Annotated in this window: 16 protein-coding genes; 6 read left to right on the top strand and 10 right to left on the bottom strand. The window is 70.0% G+C overall.

The features are described from left to right. Nucleotides 1–34: 34 nt before the first annotated feature. A complete protein-coding gene (locus tag ACJJV7_RS09715; RefSeq protein ID WP_405375284.1) occupies nucleotides 35–415 on the top strand; it encodes a hypothetical protein in 381 nt (126 codons plus the stop codon). A gap of 64 nt (nucleotides 416–479) precedes the next feature. On the opposite strand, the gene ACJJV7_RS09710 is transcribed toward ACJJV7_RS09715, so the two are convergent. The 9 genes from ACJJV7_RS09710 to ACJJV7_RS09670 form a co-directional block, all read right to left on the bottom strand. Then, a complete protein-coding gene (locus tag ACJJV7_RS09710) occupies nucleotides 480–1,748 on the bottom strand; it encodes a sugar ABC transporter permease (protein WP_405375286.1) in 1,269 nt (422 codons plus the stop codon). Then, nucleotides 1,745–2,533, bottom strand: a complete 789-nt coding sequence (locus ACJJV7_RS09705; RefSeq protein WP_405375288.1) for an ATP-binding cassette domain-containing protein — start codon at nucleotides 2,531–2,533, stop codon at nucleotides 1,745–1,747. The genes ACJJV7_RS09710 and ACJJV7_RS09705 overlap by 4 nt, the downstream gene beginning before the upstream one ends. An 85-nt stretch (nucleotides 2,534–2,618) precedes the next feature. Further along, entirely contained in the window at nucleotides 2,619–3,713 is a 1,095-nt protein-coding gene (locus ACJJV7_RS09700; RefSeq protein ID WP_405375290.1) for a sugar ABC transporter substrate-binding protein, read from the bottom strand. A gap of 103 nt (nucleotides 3,714–3,816) precedes the next feature. Next, the gene (locus tag ACJJV7_RS09695; protein WP_405376172.1) at nucleotides 3,817–4,968 is read right to left on the bottom strand and encodes an ABC transporter permease subunit; all 1,152 of its coding nucleotides are present in this window, start codon (nucleotides 4,966–4,968) and stop codon (nucleotides 3,817–3,819) included. A 17-nt stretch (nucleotides 4,969–4,985) separates the two neighbouring features. Next, complete coding sequence (locus tag ACJJV7_RS09690) at nucleotides 4,986–5,849, bottom strand: ATP-binding cassette domain-containing protein (protein WP_405375292.1); 864 nt, start codon at nucleotides 5,847–5,849, stop codon at nucleotides 4,986–4,988. Nucleotides 5,850–5,856: 7 nt separating this feature from the next. Then, nucleotides 5,857–6,903 (bottom strand): substrate-binding domain-containing protein, encoded by a 1,047-nt coding sequence (locus ACJJV7_RS09685; RefSeq protein WP_405375294.1) that lies wholly within the window; start codon nucleotides 6,901–6,903, stop codon nucleotides 5,857–5,859. Beyond that, nucleotides 6,900–8,081 (bottom strand): ROK family transcriptional regulator, encoded by a 1,182-nt coding sequence (locus ACJJV7_RS09680; RefSeq protein ID WP_405375295.1) that lies wholly within the window; start codon nucleotides 8,079–8,081, stop codon nucleotides 6,900–6,902. Before ACJJV7_RS09680 ends, ACJJV7_RS09685 begins: the two co-directional genes overlap by 4 nt. Before the next feature lie 28 nt (nucleotides 8,082–8,109). Further along, nucleotides 8,110–8,979 carry an NYN domain-containing protein gene (locus ACJJV7_RS09675; protein ID WP_405375297.1) on the bottom strand — a complete coding sequence of 290 codons (870 nt, stop codon included), beginning with the start codon at nucleotides 8,977–8,979 and terminating at the stop codon, nucleotides 8,110–8,112. Nucleotides 8,980–8,991: 12 nt separating this feature from the next. After that, nucleotides 8,992–9,969 (bottom strand): Gfo/Idh/MocA family protein, encoded by a 978-nt coding sequence (locus ACJJV7_RS09670; RefSeq protein WP_405375299.1) that lies wholly within the window; start codon nucleotides 9,967–9,969, stop codon nucleotides 8,992–8,994. 55 nt (nucleotides 9,970–10,024) lie between these two features. On the opposite strand from ACJJV7_RS09670, the gene ACJJV7_RS09665 reads away from it, so the two are divergent. After that, entirely contained in the window at nucleotides 10,025–11,359 is a 1,335-nt protein-coding gene (locus ACJJV7_RS09665; RefSeq protein WP_405375301.1) for a M20/M25/M40 family metallo-hydrolase, read from the top strand. 17 nt (nucleotides 11,360–11,376) lie between these two features. On the opposite strand, the gene ACJJV7_RS09660 is transcribed toward ACJJV7_RS09665, so the two are convergent. After that, entirely contained in the window at nucleotides 11,377–11,880 is a 504-nt protein-coding gene (locus ACJJV7_RS09660) for a hypothetical protein (RefSeq protein WP_405375302.1), read from the bottom strand. A gap of 165 nt (nucleotides 11,881–12,045) precedes the next feature. Here ACJJV7_RS09660 and ACJJV7_RS09655 point away from each other — a divergent pair, with 165 nt between their 5' ends. The 4 genes from ACJJV7_RS09655 (at nucleotide 12,046) to mmsA (ending at nucleotide 16,757) form a co-directional block, all read left to right on the top strand. After that, on the top strand, nucleotides 12,046–13,056 hold the full coding sequence (locus tag ACJJV7_RS09655; protein ID WP_405375304.1) for a LacI family DNA-binding transcriptional regulator: 1,011 nt from the start codon (nucleotides 12,046–12,048) through the stop codon (nucleotides 13,054–13,056). A gap of 148 nt (nucleotides 13,057–13,204) precedes the next feature. After that, the gene (locus tag ACJJV7_RS09650; protein ID WP_405375306.1) at nucleotides 13,205–13,918 is read left to right on the top strand and encodes a class II aldolase/adducin family protein; all 714 of its coding nucleotides are present in this window, start codon (nucleotides 13,205–13,207) and stop codon (nucleotides 13,916–13,918) included. 80 nt (nucleotides 13,919–13,998) lie between these two features. Then, on the top strand, nucleotides 13,999–15,123 hold the full coding sequence (gene chvE, locus ACJJV7_RS09645) for a multiple monosaccharide ABC transporter substrate-binding protein (RefSeq protein ID WP_405375308.1): 1,125 nt from the start codon (nucleotides 13,999–14,001) through the stop codon (nucleotides 15,121–15,123). 104 nt (nucleotides 15,124–15,227) lie between these two features. Continuing rightward, complete coding sequence (mmsA, locus tag ACJJV7_RS09640; RefSeq protein WP_405375310.1) at nucleotides 15,228–16,757, top strand: multiple monosaccharide ABC transporter ATP-binding protein; 1,530 nt, start codon at nucleotides 15,228–15,230, stop codon at nucleotides 16,755–16,757. Nucleotides 16,758–16,772 lie beyond the last annotated feature (15 nt).

Raw genomic sequence — 16,772 nt, 5'->3', positions numbered from 1 at the left:
CGCCGGGCCCCGCCGGCAGGGGGATACTCGAACGATGAAGACAATCGCTCGCTGGGCCCTCGCCGGCGCCATGGTGTTCGCCGGACTCGGTCATCTGTTCTGGGCTCGGAAGGAGTTCCAGGACCAGGTTCCGGATGTCGTGACCGAGGTCCTGCCGATCGACAAGGACGGCGTGGTGGTGGCCTCGGGCGCCGTGGAGATCATGCTGGGCGCCGCGCTGATCGTGCTGCCGAAGGAGCGCCGCCGGGTGGGCGCGCTGCTGGCGGCGTTCTTCATCGCGATCTTCCCCGGCAACATCGCCCAGGCGCTGGGGGAGCGCTCGGGGTTCCGCCTCGACAGCGACCGCAAGCGCTGGGGGCGCCTGCTGTTCCAGCCGGTCCTCGTCGTGTGGGCGCTCTGGAGCACCCGCGACTGAGCTGCACCACAGAAGACGGCGCCGCCCCGAAGGGTGGCGCCGTCTCTGCGTGGTCGCCGGGTGGTCAGCTCCGGGCGCCCCCGCTCCGCAGGCGCGACACGGCGTCGACGGTCGCCGCGAGGATCAGCACCCCGCCGGTCACGAGGAGGTTCACCCCGGCATCCATGCGCAGCAGGCCCAGGCCGTTGATGATCACCGCGATCACCAAAGCGCCGATCGCCGCGTGCACCAGACGGCCGCGGCCGCCGAACAAGCTGACACCGCCGACGACGGCCGCAGCGACGCCCGACAGCACGATGTCACGTCCGACGGCGCCGTCGACCGAGCCGATGCGCGTCTGGGCGAACAGCAGGGAGACGACGGCGAGCCCCGAGGCGATGACGAAGCACCACCACTTCACCCACCGGACCTTGATGCCCGAGCGGCGGGCCGCCTCGGCATTGCCCCCGATCGCGTACACGTAGCGGCCGAACCGGGTGCGATCGAGGACGAACGTGCCGACCCAGAGGATCGTGAGGACGACCGGCACGATGACCGGAACGCCCTGCACGGGGATGACCGACTGCGACCGGTCGAGGTTCAAGACCGCGACCACGGCGCCGCCGAGTGCGGCGATGACGCCGAGCTTGATGAGCACGAGCGCCAGCGGCCGGTTCGGCACCTCTGCGCGGCGTCGCCGGGCGCGGTCCCAGAACGACGTCGCCGCTGAGACGCCGACGATGACGGCCAACATCACCCAGCCGCCCCACACCGGCAGTCGGCCGTTCTGCAGCGCGATGAGCTCGGGCGCCTGGATCGGGTAGAGCCCGCCCGCCCCGATGATGAGCAGGGCGAGACCCTGATATCCGAGGAACAGGCCCAGCGTCACGACGAACGACGGGATGCCGACCCGGGCGACCAGGAATCCGATCATCGCTCCGGTCGCGAGGCCGAGACCGAATCCGGCGGCCAGCGCGAGCGGCCAGGGGATGTCGTACTTGACGTTCAGGACGACGAACAGGGCCATGCCGACACCGCCGGTGACTCCCGCGGACAGGTCGATCTCGCCGAGGAGGAGCACGAAGACGAGCGCCATGCCGAGGACGACGAGCGACGCCGACTGGTTCATGAGGTTCGCGAAGTTGACGGCGGTGAAGAAGTAGGGGCTCAGCGACCCGAAGAGGATCGCGAGGAGGACGAGGCCGCCGACGGCAGGAAGAGCGCCCATCTCTCCGCCTCGGACTCGCTGCAGCCAGGCCTTGACCTGGTCGCCGACGCCGCCTTCGACCCCGCTGCCGATGAGGTCGCTGACGACCGGGTCGGGCGCGGCGGCGGTTCGGGTGCTGGTGCTCATGCGTCTCCTCCGACGGGGATGGTCGATGTGCCGACGAGTTCGACGCCGGGAGGCACCTTGGTGCCGGTGATGTAGCCGACGATCTCGTCACGGGTGGACTCGGATGTCGCGACCTGCGCGACCATCTGGCCGAGGTAGAGCACGGCGATGTCGTCGGCGACCTCGAACACGTCGGCGAGGTTGTGGCTGATGAGGACGACCGCGACGCCCTGATCGGCCAGCCGGCGGACGAGGTTCAGCACCTGCTCGGTCTGCGCCACGCCGAGGGCGGCGGTGGGCTCGTCGAGGATCACGACGCGGGCCTTCTTGAGCACTGCGCGCGCGATCGCGACGGTCTGCCGCTGACCGCCCGACAGGCTCGAGACCTTCTGGCGGACGCTCTTGACCGTGCGCACCGAGAGCGACCTCAGGGTGTCGGACGCCTCGCGCTCCATCCGACCCTCGTCGAAGGTGCCGGCCGAGAGCTCCTCGCGCCCGAGGAACATGTTCTGGACGATGTCGAGGTTGTCGCAGAGGGCGAGGTCCTGGTAGACCACCTCGATGCCCAGCGCGCCGGCCTCCCGCGGGCTGCGGAGGGGGTGGGACTCTCCGTCGACGAGCACGTCGCCGGAGTCGTAGGGCTGCACGCCGGCGAGGCCCTTGATGAGGGTGGACTTGCCGGCGCCGTTGTCGCCGACGAGGGCGGTCACCTGGCCGGGGCGGACGCTGAGGTCCACGCCCTTGAGGACGCTGACGGGGCCGAACGACTTGGTCACGCGGCGCAGCTGGATGATGGGTTCGCTCATGCGGAGCTCCTTGCAGTCAGGGATCGGAGTCGGTTCGCAGGAGTGCGGGGATGCCGCCGGCGGCGACACCCCCGCACTCCTCAGCTCACTCGACGCCGAACTCGGCGCACTTGTCGGCGAGGCTCACGCCGTTGATGTCGCCCGAGCAGATGTCATCGGCCGACGCGTCACCGGCGGCGACGACATCCTTGACCTGCTCCGGACCGACCAGCTGCGGGGCCACGGAGATGTACGGCGTGCCGTCCTCGAGCTCCTGATCGGCCGTCGGCTTCTCGCCCGACAGCAGCGCGGTCGCGACCTCGACGGCCTTGTCGGCCTCGTCCTTCACGGGCTTGTAGACGGTCGCGGTCTGCCATCCCGTGAGGATGTTGCGGAGGCCTTCGAGGTTGGCATCCTGACCGGAGACCGCCACGCCCTCGATGCCGCGATCCTGCAGCACCTTGATGACGCCGTCGGCGTTCGTGTCGTTCGCCGCCCAGACGCCGTCGACCGTGCCGCCGTTGGCCGTCAGCGCCTGCTCGAAGTTGGTCTGGCTCTTCGCGCCGTCCCACACTCCCGGAGGCTCCGCGATCGCCTCGACGCCCGCCGCCTCCATGACCTCGACGGCGCCGGAGCGGAACATCGCGGCGTTGCCGTCGGTCGGGTCGCCGCCCATGTAGAACACCGCGGCGTCGCCGGGCTCCTTGCCGGCGGCCTTCAGGCCGTCGAGGACGGTCTGCCCCTCGAGGCGCCCGACCTCGACGTTGTCGAAGGAGACGTAGTAGTCGGCGCCTGCGAACGGACGGTCGTAGGCGATGACGGGAATGCCCTGGCCCTTCGCCTTCGTCGCGACGCCGGCAGCGGCGCCGTTGTAGTCGACGAGCAGCATGACGCCGCAGCCCTGCGTGAGCTGCTGATCGGCGATGGTCGTGTACTTCGACGTGTCGCCCTGTGCGTTCTGGATGTCGACGTCGAAGCCCGCCTCCTCGAGGCCTTCCTGCAGGTACTTGCGGTCGAAGTTCTCCCATCGGGGGGAGGAGGCGGCGTCGGGCAGGATGACGCAGGCGCGCCCGGCTTCGGCAGCGGGTTCCTCGCCTCCGCCGGTGCCGCCGGGAGCGGGGCTCGAGGTGCTGGCGCAGCCAGCGAGCAGAAGCGCAGCGGCGCCGGTCAGGGCGGCTGCAGCGGACAGGGACTTCTTCATCGGTCGCCTTTCAACAGTGAAATCGAACGGGCGCATCGTCGCGCTTGACGATGATCCTGATGTGTTCACTAATTGAAGTCAAGACATGAACATAACGCTTTCGTCACTGCTGCGAGCGGCGACCCAGAGCGTCGAGGGCCACGGCGAACACGAGGACGAGACCGGTGACCACGTATTGGACGGCCGACGTCAGGTTCAAGAGCGTGAGCCCGGAGGAGATCGCCTGGATCACGAGCACGCCGATGAGGGCGGCGAAGGCCGAGCCGCGACCGCCGAACAGCGAGGCGCCGCCGATGATGGCCGCGGCGATCGCGTTGAGGTTCGTGTCGGCGGCCCCCGAACTCTGGTTCGCGGCGGCCAGCCTCGCCGCCGCGAGCACCCCGCCCGCTGCCGCGAACGTCGAGCAGAGGACGAACACAGAGATCACGACCCGGTCGACGCGGATGCCGGCACGCCGGGCGGCCTCGATGGAGCCGCCCACGGCGTAGACCGATCGGCCCCACCGGGTGCGGGTCAGGGCCAGGTGCATGACCACCACGACGAGCACGAACATCACGAACATGATGCCCACCCCGCGCGACCGGTTGAGGTACCAGGCGGCGCCCACGAGCCCGGCGAGCAGGAGGGCGCCCTGCACCAGCACCCGCGAGGTCGTCATGCTGTCGAGATCTGCGTTCCGACGTCGCCGGGCGCGGCGGAGGAGGGTGACGGCGTACGCCAGCGCTCCGCCCACGGCGACGACGTACGAGGCCCAGGGGGGCAGGTAGAGGTGCTGCGCGAACAGCACGAGCCAGGAGTCGAACGGGAGGTTGATCGAGCCGGCGTCTCCGAGCACCCACAGCTGCACGCCGAGGAGGGCCAGCAGGCCGGCGAGCGTGACCACGAAGCTCGGCAGGCCCCACCGCGCGCGAAGGAAGCCGTAGCCGGCGCCGACGACGGCGCCGGCTACCAGAGCCGCCGCGATGGCGACCGGGACCGGCCAGCCCGACTGCACCGAGCCCACGGCCAGGATGGCCGCCGCGACCCCCGACATCGAGCCGACCGAGAGGTCGATCTCGCCGAGGAGGAGCACGAGGACGACGCCGAGCGCGATCATCCCGATCGCCGCGCACTGCATGGTGAGGTCGACCAGATTGCGGCTCGAGAGGAACACCGGATTGAGTGCCTGGAAGACGACGGCGATCACGACGAGGGCGGCGAGCACCGGCATCCGTCCGAGGTCGCGTGCCTGCAGGCGCGACCACGACCGGCCCATGATCCCGCGCTGGGCGTTCACCGGCGCGTCTCCGGAGGCCGCCGCGTGCCGGCGAGAGGGATGACCGGCGCCGCGGGTCGGTCGTCGCGCGAAGACGCCGCCCGGGGCGGCGCCGAGGGAGAGGGTGCCGGGCCGATCGCGCCGGTGATGGCCGCGATGAGGAGCTCGCTCGTGGCATCCTCGGCGTCGAAGTCGCCGTTGTTCCGGCCCAGCCGGAGCGCGACGATGCGGTCTGCGACGGCGAGCACATCGGTCAGGTTGTGGCTGATGAGGATGACGCCGTGACCCCGGTCGCGCAGCCGTTCGATGAGGTTCAGCACCTCGGCGGACTGGGTCACGCCGAGGGCCGCGGTCGGCTCGTCGAGGATGACGATCCTCGGATCGCCGATGAGGGAGCGCGCGATCGCGACCGTCTGACGCTGACCGCCCGACAGCGTCGAGACGGGCACCCGCACCGACGGCAGGGTCGCACCGAGCTCCCGCAGGAGCAGCCAGGTGCGCTGCTCCATCTCGACCTCGTCGAGCCTGCCCTGCACCGTCAGCTCTCGCCCGAGCCACAGGTTTCCGACCACATCGAGGTTCTCGCACAGCGCGAGATCCTGGAAGATCGTCGCGATCCCGAGCGCCTGGGCGTCGGCGGGATCGGTGATGTGGACGACGTCGCCGTCGAGTTCGATCGTGCCGGCGTCGAGCGGGTGCACCCCCGCGAGGATCTTGACGAGCGTCGACTTGCCGGCGCCGTTGTCGCCGACGAGGGCGACCACCTCGCCCTCGCGGACGTGGAAGTCGACCGACGTCAGCGCGCGCACGGCCCCGAAGCGCTTGTCGACGCCGCGCATCGTCAGCACGTGGTCGTGCGGTCGCCGCGGAGAGGGTGTCATCGCCATCTCACGGCAATCCGGCGGCGGCGCAGGCCGGCGCATAGGCGGGGGTGCAGATGTCCGCGACGCGCCAGAAGCCGTCCGCCACCACGGTCTCGGCGATCGTGTCGACGGTGACGGCGACCGGCTCGAGGAGCGTCGTCGGGACGCCGTCGACGACCGTCTGCCCGACCGGCTCCTCGCCGTCGGCGAGCAGAAGCGCCGCATCGGCGGCGATGGTGGCCTGCTCGCGCAGCGCCTTGTAGACGGTCATGTACTGATCGCCCGAGACGATCCGCTGCAGTGCGGCGAGTTCGGCATCCTGCCCGGTGACGACCGGGAACGGCGAGACCGCCGCCGCCCGGAGCGCGGCGATCGCGCCGCTCGCCGTGCCGTCGTTGGCGGCGTAGACGCCCACGATCTCATCGCCGTACTGCGCGATCTGTCCGGCGACCCACGCCTGCGCCTTGTCAGGGCTCCAGTCGGGCGTGTCGTATTCGGCGAGGACCCGGAGACCCGCCTCGGAGACGACCCGCTGCGCGCCGTCGCGGAATTCCGCGGCGTTGCTGTCGGTGGGAGCGCCGTGGACCATGAGGATGCCGCCGCCCGATTCACCGCGCTCGGTGAGGGCGTCGACGAGTGCATCTGCCTGCAGCTCGCCGACCCGCTCGTTGTCGAACGAGACGGCGAAGGCGGGGGCGCCGCCGCCGACGATCATGCGGTCGTAGGCGATCACCGGGACTCCCTCCGCGGTCGCGGAGGCGAGGATGGATGCCGCTGCTCGCCCGTCGACCGGATCGAGGACGAGGACGGCGGCGCCCGAGGCCAGCGCCGACTCGGCCTGCTGCTGCTGGCGCGCCGCATCCTGATCCGCGTTCATGTACAGTACGTCGCGGTCGCTCATCTCCGCGATGCGCGCCTCGAAGACGGGGCGGTCGAAGGTCTCGTACCGCGCGGTCTTCTTGTCGGGGAGGAGCAGTGCGATCGCGCCGCTCCGCTCGGCTCCGGCGTCGCATCCCGCCAGGGTCACTGCAGCGAGGGCTGCCGCGACGAGGCCGGCGATCAGCCGTCTCATGCCGAGAACGCGACCAGGTCGGAGTCGGCCGCCACGTGGTCGAGCGCAAGTGCGATCGCTCCGCGGGTCTCGGCCCACTCCTCGAACGATGCCGCCACGATCTCGGGCACGTCGTCGCCGAGGATCGCCCGCTCCAGGGCGTGGCGGAGCGGTGCGAGCAGGATCTCCCCGGCAGCGGCCAGTTCGCCCCCGACGACGATCCGCTCGGGGTCGATCAGGTTGCACAGCCCCGCGGCCGCGACGCCGATGTGCCGTCCGGCATCGGCGATGACCCGCTGAGCCGGAGCGAGCCCGTCGGCGGCGGCGGCGACGAGATCGCGGAGGCGGTGGATGCCGTCGTCCTCGGAGAAGCCGCTCAGCAGAGCGGGGCCGGCAGCCACGGTCTCGAGGCAGCCCCGGTTGCCGCAGCGGCAGCGGTCGCCCTTCTCGTCGACGGTGACGTGACCGATCTGACCGGTGCGTCCGCTCACCCCGCGGAAGAGCTCGCCGTCGACGAGGAGTCCGGCGCTGATGGAGTGCCCGACGCGAAGATAGACCGACGTGGCGGCGCCGCGTGCGGCACCTTCGCGGGCCTCGGCGAGCCCGCCGAGGTTGGCTTCGCTGTCGACGTACACGGGCCGGCCGATCCGGGCCGACAGGCTCTGCGCCAGATCGACGCCCTCCCAGCCGGGGAGGAGCCCGGGCGTCGAGATGACCGACGTGCGGGGGTCGACCGGCGCGGGGACGGCGAGTCCGACGGCGAGGAGGTCGGCGAGGCTTCCGCCGAGCCCGTCGACCATGTCGCCCAGCAGAAGGCTCAGTCGGTCGAGCTCGGCGTCGTAGCGGTGGTCGGCGGCGAGGGGGAGCGACGTCTCGGCCACAATGGTCCGGGTCGCGTCGGCGATCGCCACGTGCAGCTTGCGGGTCGAGAAGTGCGCGCCGGCGACGAGGCCGGCCTGCCGAGCCAGCGAGACGAGCGTCGCCCGGCGGCCGCTGCGCGAGGTGAACGACGTGTGCAGGACGCCCGTGGCCGTCAGCTCCTTGACGATGTTCGAGATCGTCGCGGGCGACAGTCCGGTGGTGCCGGAGAGCTCGATCTGCGTCAGGCGGCCATGGCGCTTGAGCGAATCGAGCAGGCGCGCTCGATTCGCTTCTCGCAGCGAGGACTGCGAGCCGGGCGGTGTTGACCGGCGTGGCATGCAGTCACTGTACCGGTGCGGCCGCCGACTAGGCCGCCTCTGTCTCCACGGCGCGCACACGGACGATGTTGGTCGACTCGTCGAGCTCGGCGACCTTGGGATACGCCTTCACGAAGTCGGAGAACGAGCGGTGCCCGAGGGCCTTCTCACTGAAGGACGGATCCATCCGCTTCAGGAGGTTCTTGACCGCCGACAGGTGCACCCATTCTTCGTCGGTGCGCTCGTACTCGAGGCGGAGGGCGCGCGAGAGCAGCTGCGCGGTGGGGTCGACCGCCTTGCGGCGACGACGGCCCGACGTCTGCGGGGCCTCGGTCGACGGCTCGGGCTCGGCGACGGCGACACCGGGGAGGGAGTCGTAGGCGTCGAACTGGTCGCACGCGGCGGCGAGCGACTTGGCGGTCGAGCCGGCGACGCCGACGGCGACGACGAAGCGGCCGAGGCGCTTGCAGCGCTGTGCGAGCGGCACGTAGTCGCTGTCGCCGGCGACGATCACGACGTGGCTCAGATCCTGCAGGCGGAAGAGGTCTTCGACCGTGTCGACGGCGAGGCGGATGTCGGCACCGTTCTTGGCGTACGCCGCCGCGGGGAACAGCTGGACGAGGTCGACGGCGCGGGCGACGAGCTGACTGCGGTACAGCGCGTTGACCGGTGACGACCAGTCGGCGTAGGCCCGCGTGAGGACGAGCGTGCCGAAGGATGCCGCGTAGTCCATGATCGCGCCGACGTCGATCGTCGCGGCGGCGAGGCGGGCGGCGATCTCGGGCTCGTCGGGATCGGCGGCGATCCGCGTGCGGTCCCGCGAGTAGCTGTTGCGACCGTGGACGCGGTCGTACCAGCTCATCACGATGTTATCGAAGTCGAGGTAGACCGCGACGCGGGGGCTCTGGGAATCCGGCATGGTTCCAGTCTCTCAGGTGGGGTAGACGACGCCGAGCTGAGCCCGGATCTCGTCGAGGGTCGACATGATGGCGACGCTCTCATCGAGGGGGAGCAGGTCGCTGTCGGTGGCGCCGGCCTCGATGAGCTTCTCGGCGTACGAGGCCTGGAAGTGCATGCCGCGGCCGGGCACCTCGGAGCGGAACTCCTCGACGACCGTGCCGTCGCCCGCGTGCAGGCGGAAGCTCGTCGGGGTGTACCAGACGGCGTCGATCGAGATGCGACCCTTCGTGCCGATGATCTCCGCCGTATTGGGGCCGACCGCGCGCGAAGAGGTGAGGAGCGACGAGACCGCGCCCGACTCGTGGCGGAGAGAGATCGCCGCCTCGGTGTCGGCTCCCGTCTCGCCGAGGCGGCCCACGGCCCGCACCTCGGTGGGCGCTCCGAGGATGTCCCAGGCGAACGACACCGGGTAGATGCCGAGGTCGAGCAGGGCTCCGCCGCCGAGCCCGAGGGCGTTCAGGCGGTGGGCGGGATCGGTGGGCAGGCTCTGGGTGTGGTCGGCGCTGAGCGCACGGACCTCGCCGATCGCCCCGTCGGCGATGAGCTCGCGGATGCGCGCCATGTGCGGCAGGTACCGGGTCCACATGGCCTCCATCGCCAGCAGACCGGTCGATGCGGCGCTGTCGCGGATGGCGGCGGCCTGCGCCGCGTCGAGGGTCAGCGGCTTCTCGACCAGCACGTGCGTGCCGTTCTCGAGTGCCAGGACGGCGTTGTCGCGATGCGCGCTGTGCGGCGTCGCGATGTAGACGATATCGACCTCGGGGTCGGCGACGAGGTCTTCGTACGAGCCGTGCGCGCGGGGGATGCCGTACTGGTCGGCGAATTCCTGAGCCGCCTCCACACGGCGGGATCCGACCGCCGTCACCGTCTTCCCCGCCGTCTTCAGGTCATCGGTGAACGAGTGGGCGATCCCGCCCGTGGCCAGGATTCCCCAACGGAGTGTCGTCATGACTCCGAGCGTAGCGGCGCAGCTCGCCCCGGGCCGCGGGACGTAATGTCGAAGGGTGCACCCCGAACGCGCCGTCTCCCGGTTCCAAGAGCTCCTGCGCCTTCCCACGGTGTCGCACATCGACGAGTCGCAGACGGATGCCGCGGTGTTCACCGCCTTCCGCGAGTCCGTCGCCCGGCTGTATCCCGCACTGCACGCCGCCGTCGACCGGGAGGTCGTCGACGGCCACTCCCTGCTCTACCGCTGGCGCGGAGCGGATGCCGCCGGCGCACTCGTCCTCATGGCGCACATCGACGTCGTCGACGTCGTCCCCGCGGAGTGGGATCACCCACCCTTCGCGGCCGAGGTCGTCGGCGACGGTGCGCGCGCCGCGATCCATGCCCGCGGCGCCGTCGACGACAAGGGCGCGCTCGTGGCGATCCTCGAAGCCGTCGAATCGCTCATCGAGGAGGGTTTCGTCCCGGCATCCGATGTGTACCTCGCGTTCGGTCACAACGAGGAGACCGCCGGCGGCGGTGCCCGCGCGATCGTCGCGGCGCTCGCCGAGCGGGGAGTGCGCCCGGCCCTCGTGCTCGACGAGGGCGGCGCCGTCGTGGAGAACGCCCTGCCCGGGGTGCGCGTGCCCACGGCCGTGATCGGCGTCGCCGAGCGCGGCGTGATGACACTGCAGCTCACGGCGCGGGAGCTCGGCGGCCACGCGTCGACCCCGCCGTCGCATCCGGCGACCGCCCAGCTCGCGCGGGCGGTGCTGCGACTGCACCGCCGGCCCTTCCCGACCCGGCTCGTGCCGCCGGTGCGAGCGATGCTCGAGACGGTCGCGCCGCACACCCGCGGCCCGCTGTCGACCGTCTTCCGCTCGCTGGCCGTCACCGGACCTCTGCTCGCGCGCATCCTCCCGCGGCTCGGCCCCGAGCTCAACGCCCTCGTCCGGACCACCGCCGTCGTCACCGAGCTGTCGGGCGCCGCAGGAGCGAATGTGCTCGCGACCGCCGCCCGCGCGAGCGTGAACGTGCGCCTCCTGCCGGGCGACACGGTCGCGTCGGCCTACCGCCGCATCGAGAAGGTCGTCGCCGACGACGACATCGAGATCGCCGTCATCTCCGCCTCGGAGGCGTCGCCCGTCTCGCCGTGGCGGGGGAGCGCCTGGGACCGCCTCGGCGCCGCGATCCACGACGTGCTGGGCGCGGACGTGCTCCCGACCCCCTACATCCAGCTCGGGGCGAGCGACAGCCGGTGGTTCTCGGACATCAGCGACCACGTCTATCGCTTCACGCCGTTCCACCTCACCCTCTCCGAGCGCGAGGCTCTGCACTCGCACAACGAGCGGATCCGGGTCGACGTCTGGCTGCGCGGCATCGAGTTCTACCGGGCGCTCGTCCGGGGCCGCTGAGGCGGCATCCCGCCCGGTCAGCTCCGGAGCGGCGGGGGAGTGTCGCTGAGACCGAGGATGAACTCGAGCGCCTCCCGGGCGGTCGTCTCGCGCACCGGCCCGCGCCCGACCGTCCACCCGGCGTCGGTCGCCCTGACGGAACTGCCGCGCATCGCCGCGCGCCGCTCGAACGCCATCCGCGGGAACTCCGCCAGGGCGACCGCACCGCTCGCGATCGGCGACAGGGCGACCGCGCGACCGTCCGCCAGTCGGAGGAGCGCACGCACACCATCGGTCAGCGCGCGGATCCGGCGCCGCGGTCCGGTGCGGACGGCGGTTGCCAGCTCGCCGAGGGAGAGGCCCGGGTATTCCGCAGCCAGCTTCGCCTCCGCGGCGAAGGCGAGGGATGCCGCGTCGTCCGGCTGGAGCGTGGCTGCGAGCTCGATCACGGCCGCCAGCTCGACGCGCCAGTCGCCGGTGACAGCGGATTCGTCGCCGCGCGGCCGATTGCTCAGCGGAAGATGGCGCGAGAAGTCGGACATGGCGTCAGCATAAGCGTCTGGCGGAATGTGACAAGGCGACGTCGTCACATCGGCAGCAGCACCCCGATGTGACGTCACATCCGCTCGCCCCTTCCCCTTCGGGTTCCAACCGGCATAATGGGGTTTCGATGATGTGACCGTGCACATCCCGTTCCGGGGAGTCCGATGAGCGAAGACGCCGTGGCCCGCAGGCCCAGCATCCGCGACGTCGCCCGACTCGCCGGGGTATCGCACCAGACGGTGTCGCGCGTGCTCAACGACCACCCCAGCATCCGCCCGGAGACCCGAGAGCGCGTCGAAACGGTGATGGCGGAGCTGTCGTACAGCCCGAACCGCGCCGCTCGTGCTCTCGTGACGAGTCGATCACGCACCATCGGCATCCTGGCCGCATCGGCCACGCAGTACGGCCCCGCGTCGTCGATCGCCGCCATCGAGGCGGCCGCGCGAGCACGCGGCTACTGGGTGACCACGGCCAACATCGACGCCGCCGACCCGCAGTCGATCCCCGACGGCCTCGCCCACCTCATGGCCCAGTCCGTCGAAGGACTCGTCGTGATCGCCCCGCAGGTCCGGGTGGGCCGCGCCCTCACGGCGCAGCGCGTCGACGTGCCGTACGTCACGCTCCAATCGACCGACGTCGATCCCGGTCACACCCTCTCAGTCGACCAGATCGCGGGCGCACGACTGGCGACACGGCACCTCATCGAGCTCGGGCACCGGTCGATCTACCACCTCGCGGGCCCCCAGGACTGGATCGAGGCCGAAGCGCGCATGCGCGGATTCCTCGAGGAGATGAGCGCGTGGGACATCGGGACGACCGCCCCGATCCTCGGCGACTGGTCGGCGGATTTCGGCTACTACGCCGGCCGGGAACTGCTCCGCTACCGCGACTTCACGGCGATCTTCGCGTCGAACGATCAGATGGCGCTCGGGTTGCTGCACGCCATCCGTGACGAGGGGCTGGACTGTCCGCGGGACATCAGCATCGTCGGCTTCGATGACATCCCGGATGCCGGACACTTCTGGCCTCCGCTGACCACGGTGCGGCAGGACTTCGCCGAACTCGGCCGTCGCTGCGTCGATCTGCTGCTCGACGGCAGCACGGCCGCGGCGCTCCCGGCCCTCGTTCCCGAGCTCATCGTGCGCGCGTCGACTGCCGCCGTTCCGCGGGTCTGAGCCCTCCGGGGGCGACACTCCGGGTCTCGGGTTGACAGAGACCGGGGGATGGGTCCATAGTTTCTCGATGTGAACGGTCACATCGACCTCACCCGCTTCGGGTGATCGAGGAGACCGCATCGGACAAAGGAGTCGGACAGTGGTGTCGATGGGCGACGCGGAGCGGTACGTCAGCGGGGTGAAGACCGAGGTGGCGATCGCGCGCACCCGGGCTCGCGTCGCGGCGCTCCACATCTCGCTCGCCCGCCACGGCGTCATCGTCTGGAACGTCGGGGCCGTGTCGGAGCGGGTCCCCGGATCCGACCTTTTCGTCATCAAGGCGAGCGGCATCCCCGAGGACGAGCTCGCTCCCGAGAACATGGTCCTCTGCGACGCCGACGGCTCGCCGGTTCCGGAGACCCCCGGCAGCGACCGGGCGCCGTCGAGCGACGCCACCATGCATGCCGAGCTGTACCGCGCGAGCGCCGAGATCGGCGGCATCGTCCACACCCACTCGGGCTACGCCGCCGCCTGGTCTGCGCGGGGCGAGGACGTTCCGTGCGTCACGACCGCGATGGCGGAGGAGTTCGGCGGCCCCGTTCCCGCCATCACCGCAGAGGACGACCGCCCGGCGGCCGCGATCAGCGCGGCCCTCGCCACGCAGCCGTCCCGGGCCGTTCTCGTGCGCGGTCACGGGTCGATCTCGGTCGGACCGAGCGCGAAGGCGGCCGTCAAGACCGCCATCGCCCTCGAGGACGCCGCCCGCACCGTCCAGCTCGCCCGCCAGGGCGGCGACGTCGCCCCGCTCGCCCCTGCCGCCGTGGAGCGGCGCTTCGCGGAGTCGCGAAGCCGGGACCTTCAGATCACCGACGACCGCCGGTAGCCCGATACCGGGCGCGGTCACCTCTCAAAACCGAATACCGAACACCAAGACACTGCTGTCCCCGTGAAAGGAACCCCACAGTGAAGTTCAAGAAGATTCTGTTCGCCGGCGTCGCCGCCGGTGCACTTGTGCTCACCGCATGCGCAGGAACGAGCACGCCCGGCGCCGGTGGCGAGGGTGAAGGCGATGGCGGCCTCATCGGCGTGGCCATGCCCACCAAGAGCTCCGAGCGCTGGATCCAGGACGGCGACGCCGTCAAGAAGGCCCTCGAGGACCAGGGCTACACCGTCGACCTCCAGTACGCAGAGGACGACATCCCCACCCAGGTCTCGCAGATCGAGAACATGATCACGAAGGGCGCCGAGGCGCTCATCGTCGCATCGATCGACGGCACCACCCTCACCGAAGCGCTCCAGAACGCCGCCGACGCCGACATCCCCGTCATCGCGTACGACCGCCTCATCAAGGGCACCGAGAACGTCGACTACTACGCGACGTTCGACAACGAGCTCGTCGGCAACCAGCAGGCCTGGTCCGTCCTCAACGGTCTCGGTCTGACCGACCTCGAGGGCAACCCGACCGACGGCGCCCCCGAGGGCCCCTTCAACGTCGAGCTGTTCGCCGGTTCGCTGGACGACAACAACGCGTTCTTCTTCTTCAACGGCGCGATGGACATCCTCAAGCCCTACGTCGACGACGGCACGCTCGTCATCAAGTCGGGCCAGACGTCGATCGAGCAGGCCGCCACGCTCCGCTGGGACGGCGAGACCGCTCAGAGCCGCATGGAGGACATCCTCACCGCGAACTACTCCGACGGCACGCAGGTCGACGCGATCCTCTCGCCGTACGACGGCATCTCGCGAGGCATCATCTCGGCCCTCTCCGACGCCGGCTACTCCAAGGGCGAGGACTGGCCGATCATCTCGGGCCAGGACGCCGAGGTCGACTCGGTCAAGGCGATCCTGAGCGGCGAGCAGTACGCCACGATCTTCAAGGACACGCGCGAGCTCGCGAAGGTCGCCGCCGACATGGCGGTCGCCGTCCTGAAGGACGAGACCCCCGAGGTCAACGACGAAGAGACCTACGACAACGACGTGAAGATCGTTCCCTCGTACCTCCTGGCACCCGTGCCGGTCGTCAAGGACAACGTCGAGTCGGCTCTGGTCGACACCGGCTACTGGACGGCGGCAGAGCTCGGCCTGTGAGCCGGCTCTCCCACTGACCGACCGCGTCGGCGGCGGGGCCCCGCGCCCCGCCGCCGACGCACCCCTCATCCCCCTCACATCCCCCCAACAGGAAGTCGGAGATCGTGACCGAGACCATTCTCGAGATGCGCGGCATCACCAAGACGTTCCCGGGCGTGAAAGCCCTGTCGAACGTCAACTTCGCCGTGGAGCGTGGCGAGATCCACGCCATCTGCGGCGAGAACGGCGCCGGCAAGTCGACCCTCATGAAGGTGCTGTCGGGGGTGTACCCGCACGGGACCTACGACGGCGAGATCCACTACGCCGGCGACGTCGTCGAATTCAAGAACCTGAGCGACAGCGAAGCGCGCGGCATCGTCATCATCCATCAGGAGCTCGCGCTCAGCCCCTACCTCTCGATCGCCGAGAACATCTTCCTCAACAACGAGCGCAAGGGCTTCGGCGGCCTCATCGACTGGAACCAGACGAACTACGAGGCGGCAGCCCTCCTGAAGCGCGTCGGACTCCGAGAGAACCCCACCACGAAAGTCAGCCAGATCGGTGTCGGCAAGCAGCAGCTCGTCGAGATCGCCAAGGCGCTGTCGAAGGAGGTGAAGCTCCTCATCCTCGACGAGCCGACCGCCGCGCTCAACGACGAGGACTCCGACCACCTGCTCGACCTGATCCTCAGCCTCCGCGAGGAGGGGATCACGTCGATCATCATCAGCCACAAGCTGAACGAGATCAAGAAGGTCGCCGACACCGTCACCGTCATCCGCGACGGCAAGACCATCGAGACGATCGCCAAGAACGACGTCACCGAAGACCGCATCATCAAGGACATGGTCGGCCGCGACCTCGAGCACCGGTACCCCGACCACGAACCCCACATCGGCGAAGAGCTGCTGCGGGTCGAGGACTGGACCGCGTACCACCCCCAGGACCCCTCGCGCGTCGTCGTCGACGGCGTCTCGATCACCGTCCGCGCGGGCGAGATCGTCGGCATCGCCGGCCTCATGGGCGCGGGGCGCACCGAGTTCGCGATGAGCCTGTTCGGGCACAGCTACGGCACCCGCATCTCCGGCAAGGTGTTCCTGCGCGGCAAGGAGATCCGCACCCGCACGGTCTCGGAAGCGATCGCGAACGGCCTCGCCTACGCGACCGAGGACCGCAAGACGTTCGGCCTCAACCTCATCGAGGACATCAAGCGCAACGTCTCGATGGCGTCGCTGAAGAAGCTCGAGAAGGCCGGGCTCGTCGACGACAACGAAGAGTTCAAGGTCGCCAACGAGTTCCGCAAGAGCATGAACATCAAGGCGCCCAACGTGCTGGTGCCCACCGGAAAGCTGTCGGGCGGAAACCAGCAGAAGGTCGTCCTGTCGAAGTGGATCTACTCCGACCCGGAGGTGCTCATCCTCGATGAGCCGACCCGTGGCATCGACGTCGGTGCGAAGTACGAGATCTACACGATCATCAACAAGCTGGCCGCGGCCGGTAAGGGCGTCATCGTGATCTCGTCCGAGCTCCCCGAACTCCTCGGCATCTCCGATCGGGTCTACGCCCTGTCGGAAGGCCGCATCACCGGCGAACTTCCCATCGAAGACGCCACCCCCGAACACGTCCTCAAGCTCATGACCATGGAGAAGCCCCGCTGAGCGGGCAGGAGAAAT

This window comes from Microbacterium sp. Ld4 (genome assembly GCF_045066555.1).
Classification (GTDB): Bacteria; Actinomycetota; Actinomycetes; order Actinomycetales; family Microbacteriaceae; genus Microbacterium.
Note: the sequence above shows the minus strand (reverse complement) of the source record. Positions and strands in the feature narration are given on the sequence as shown.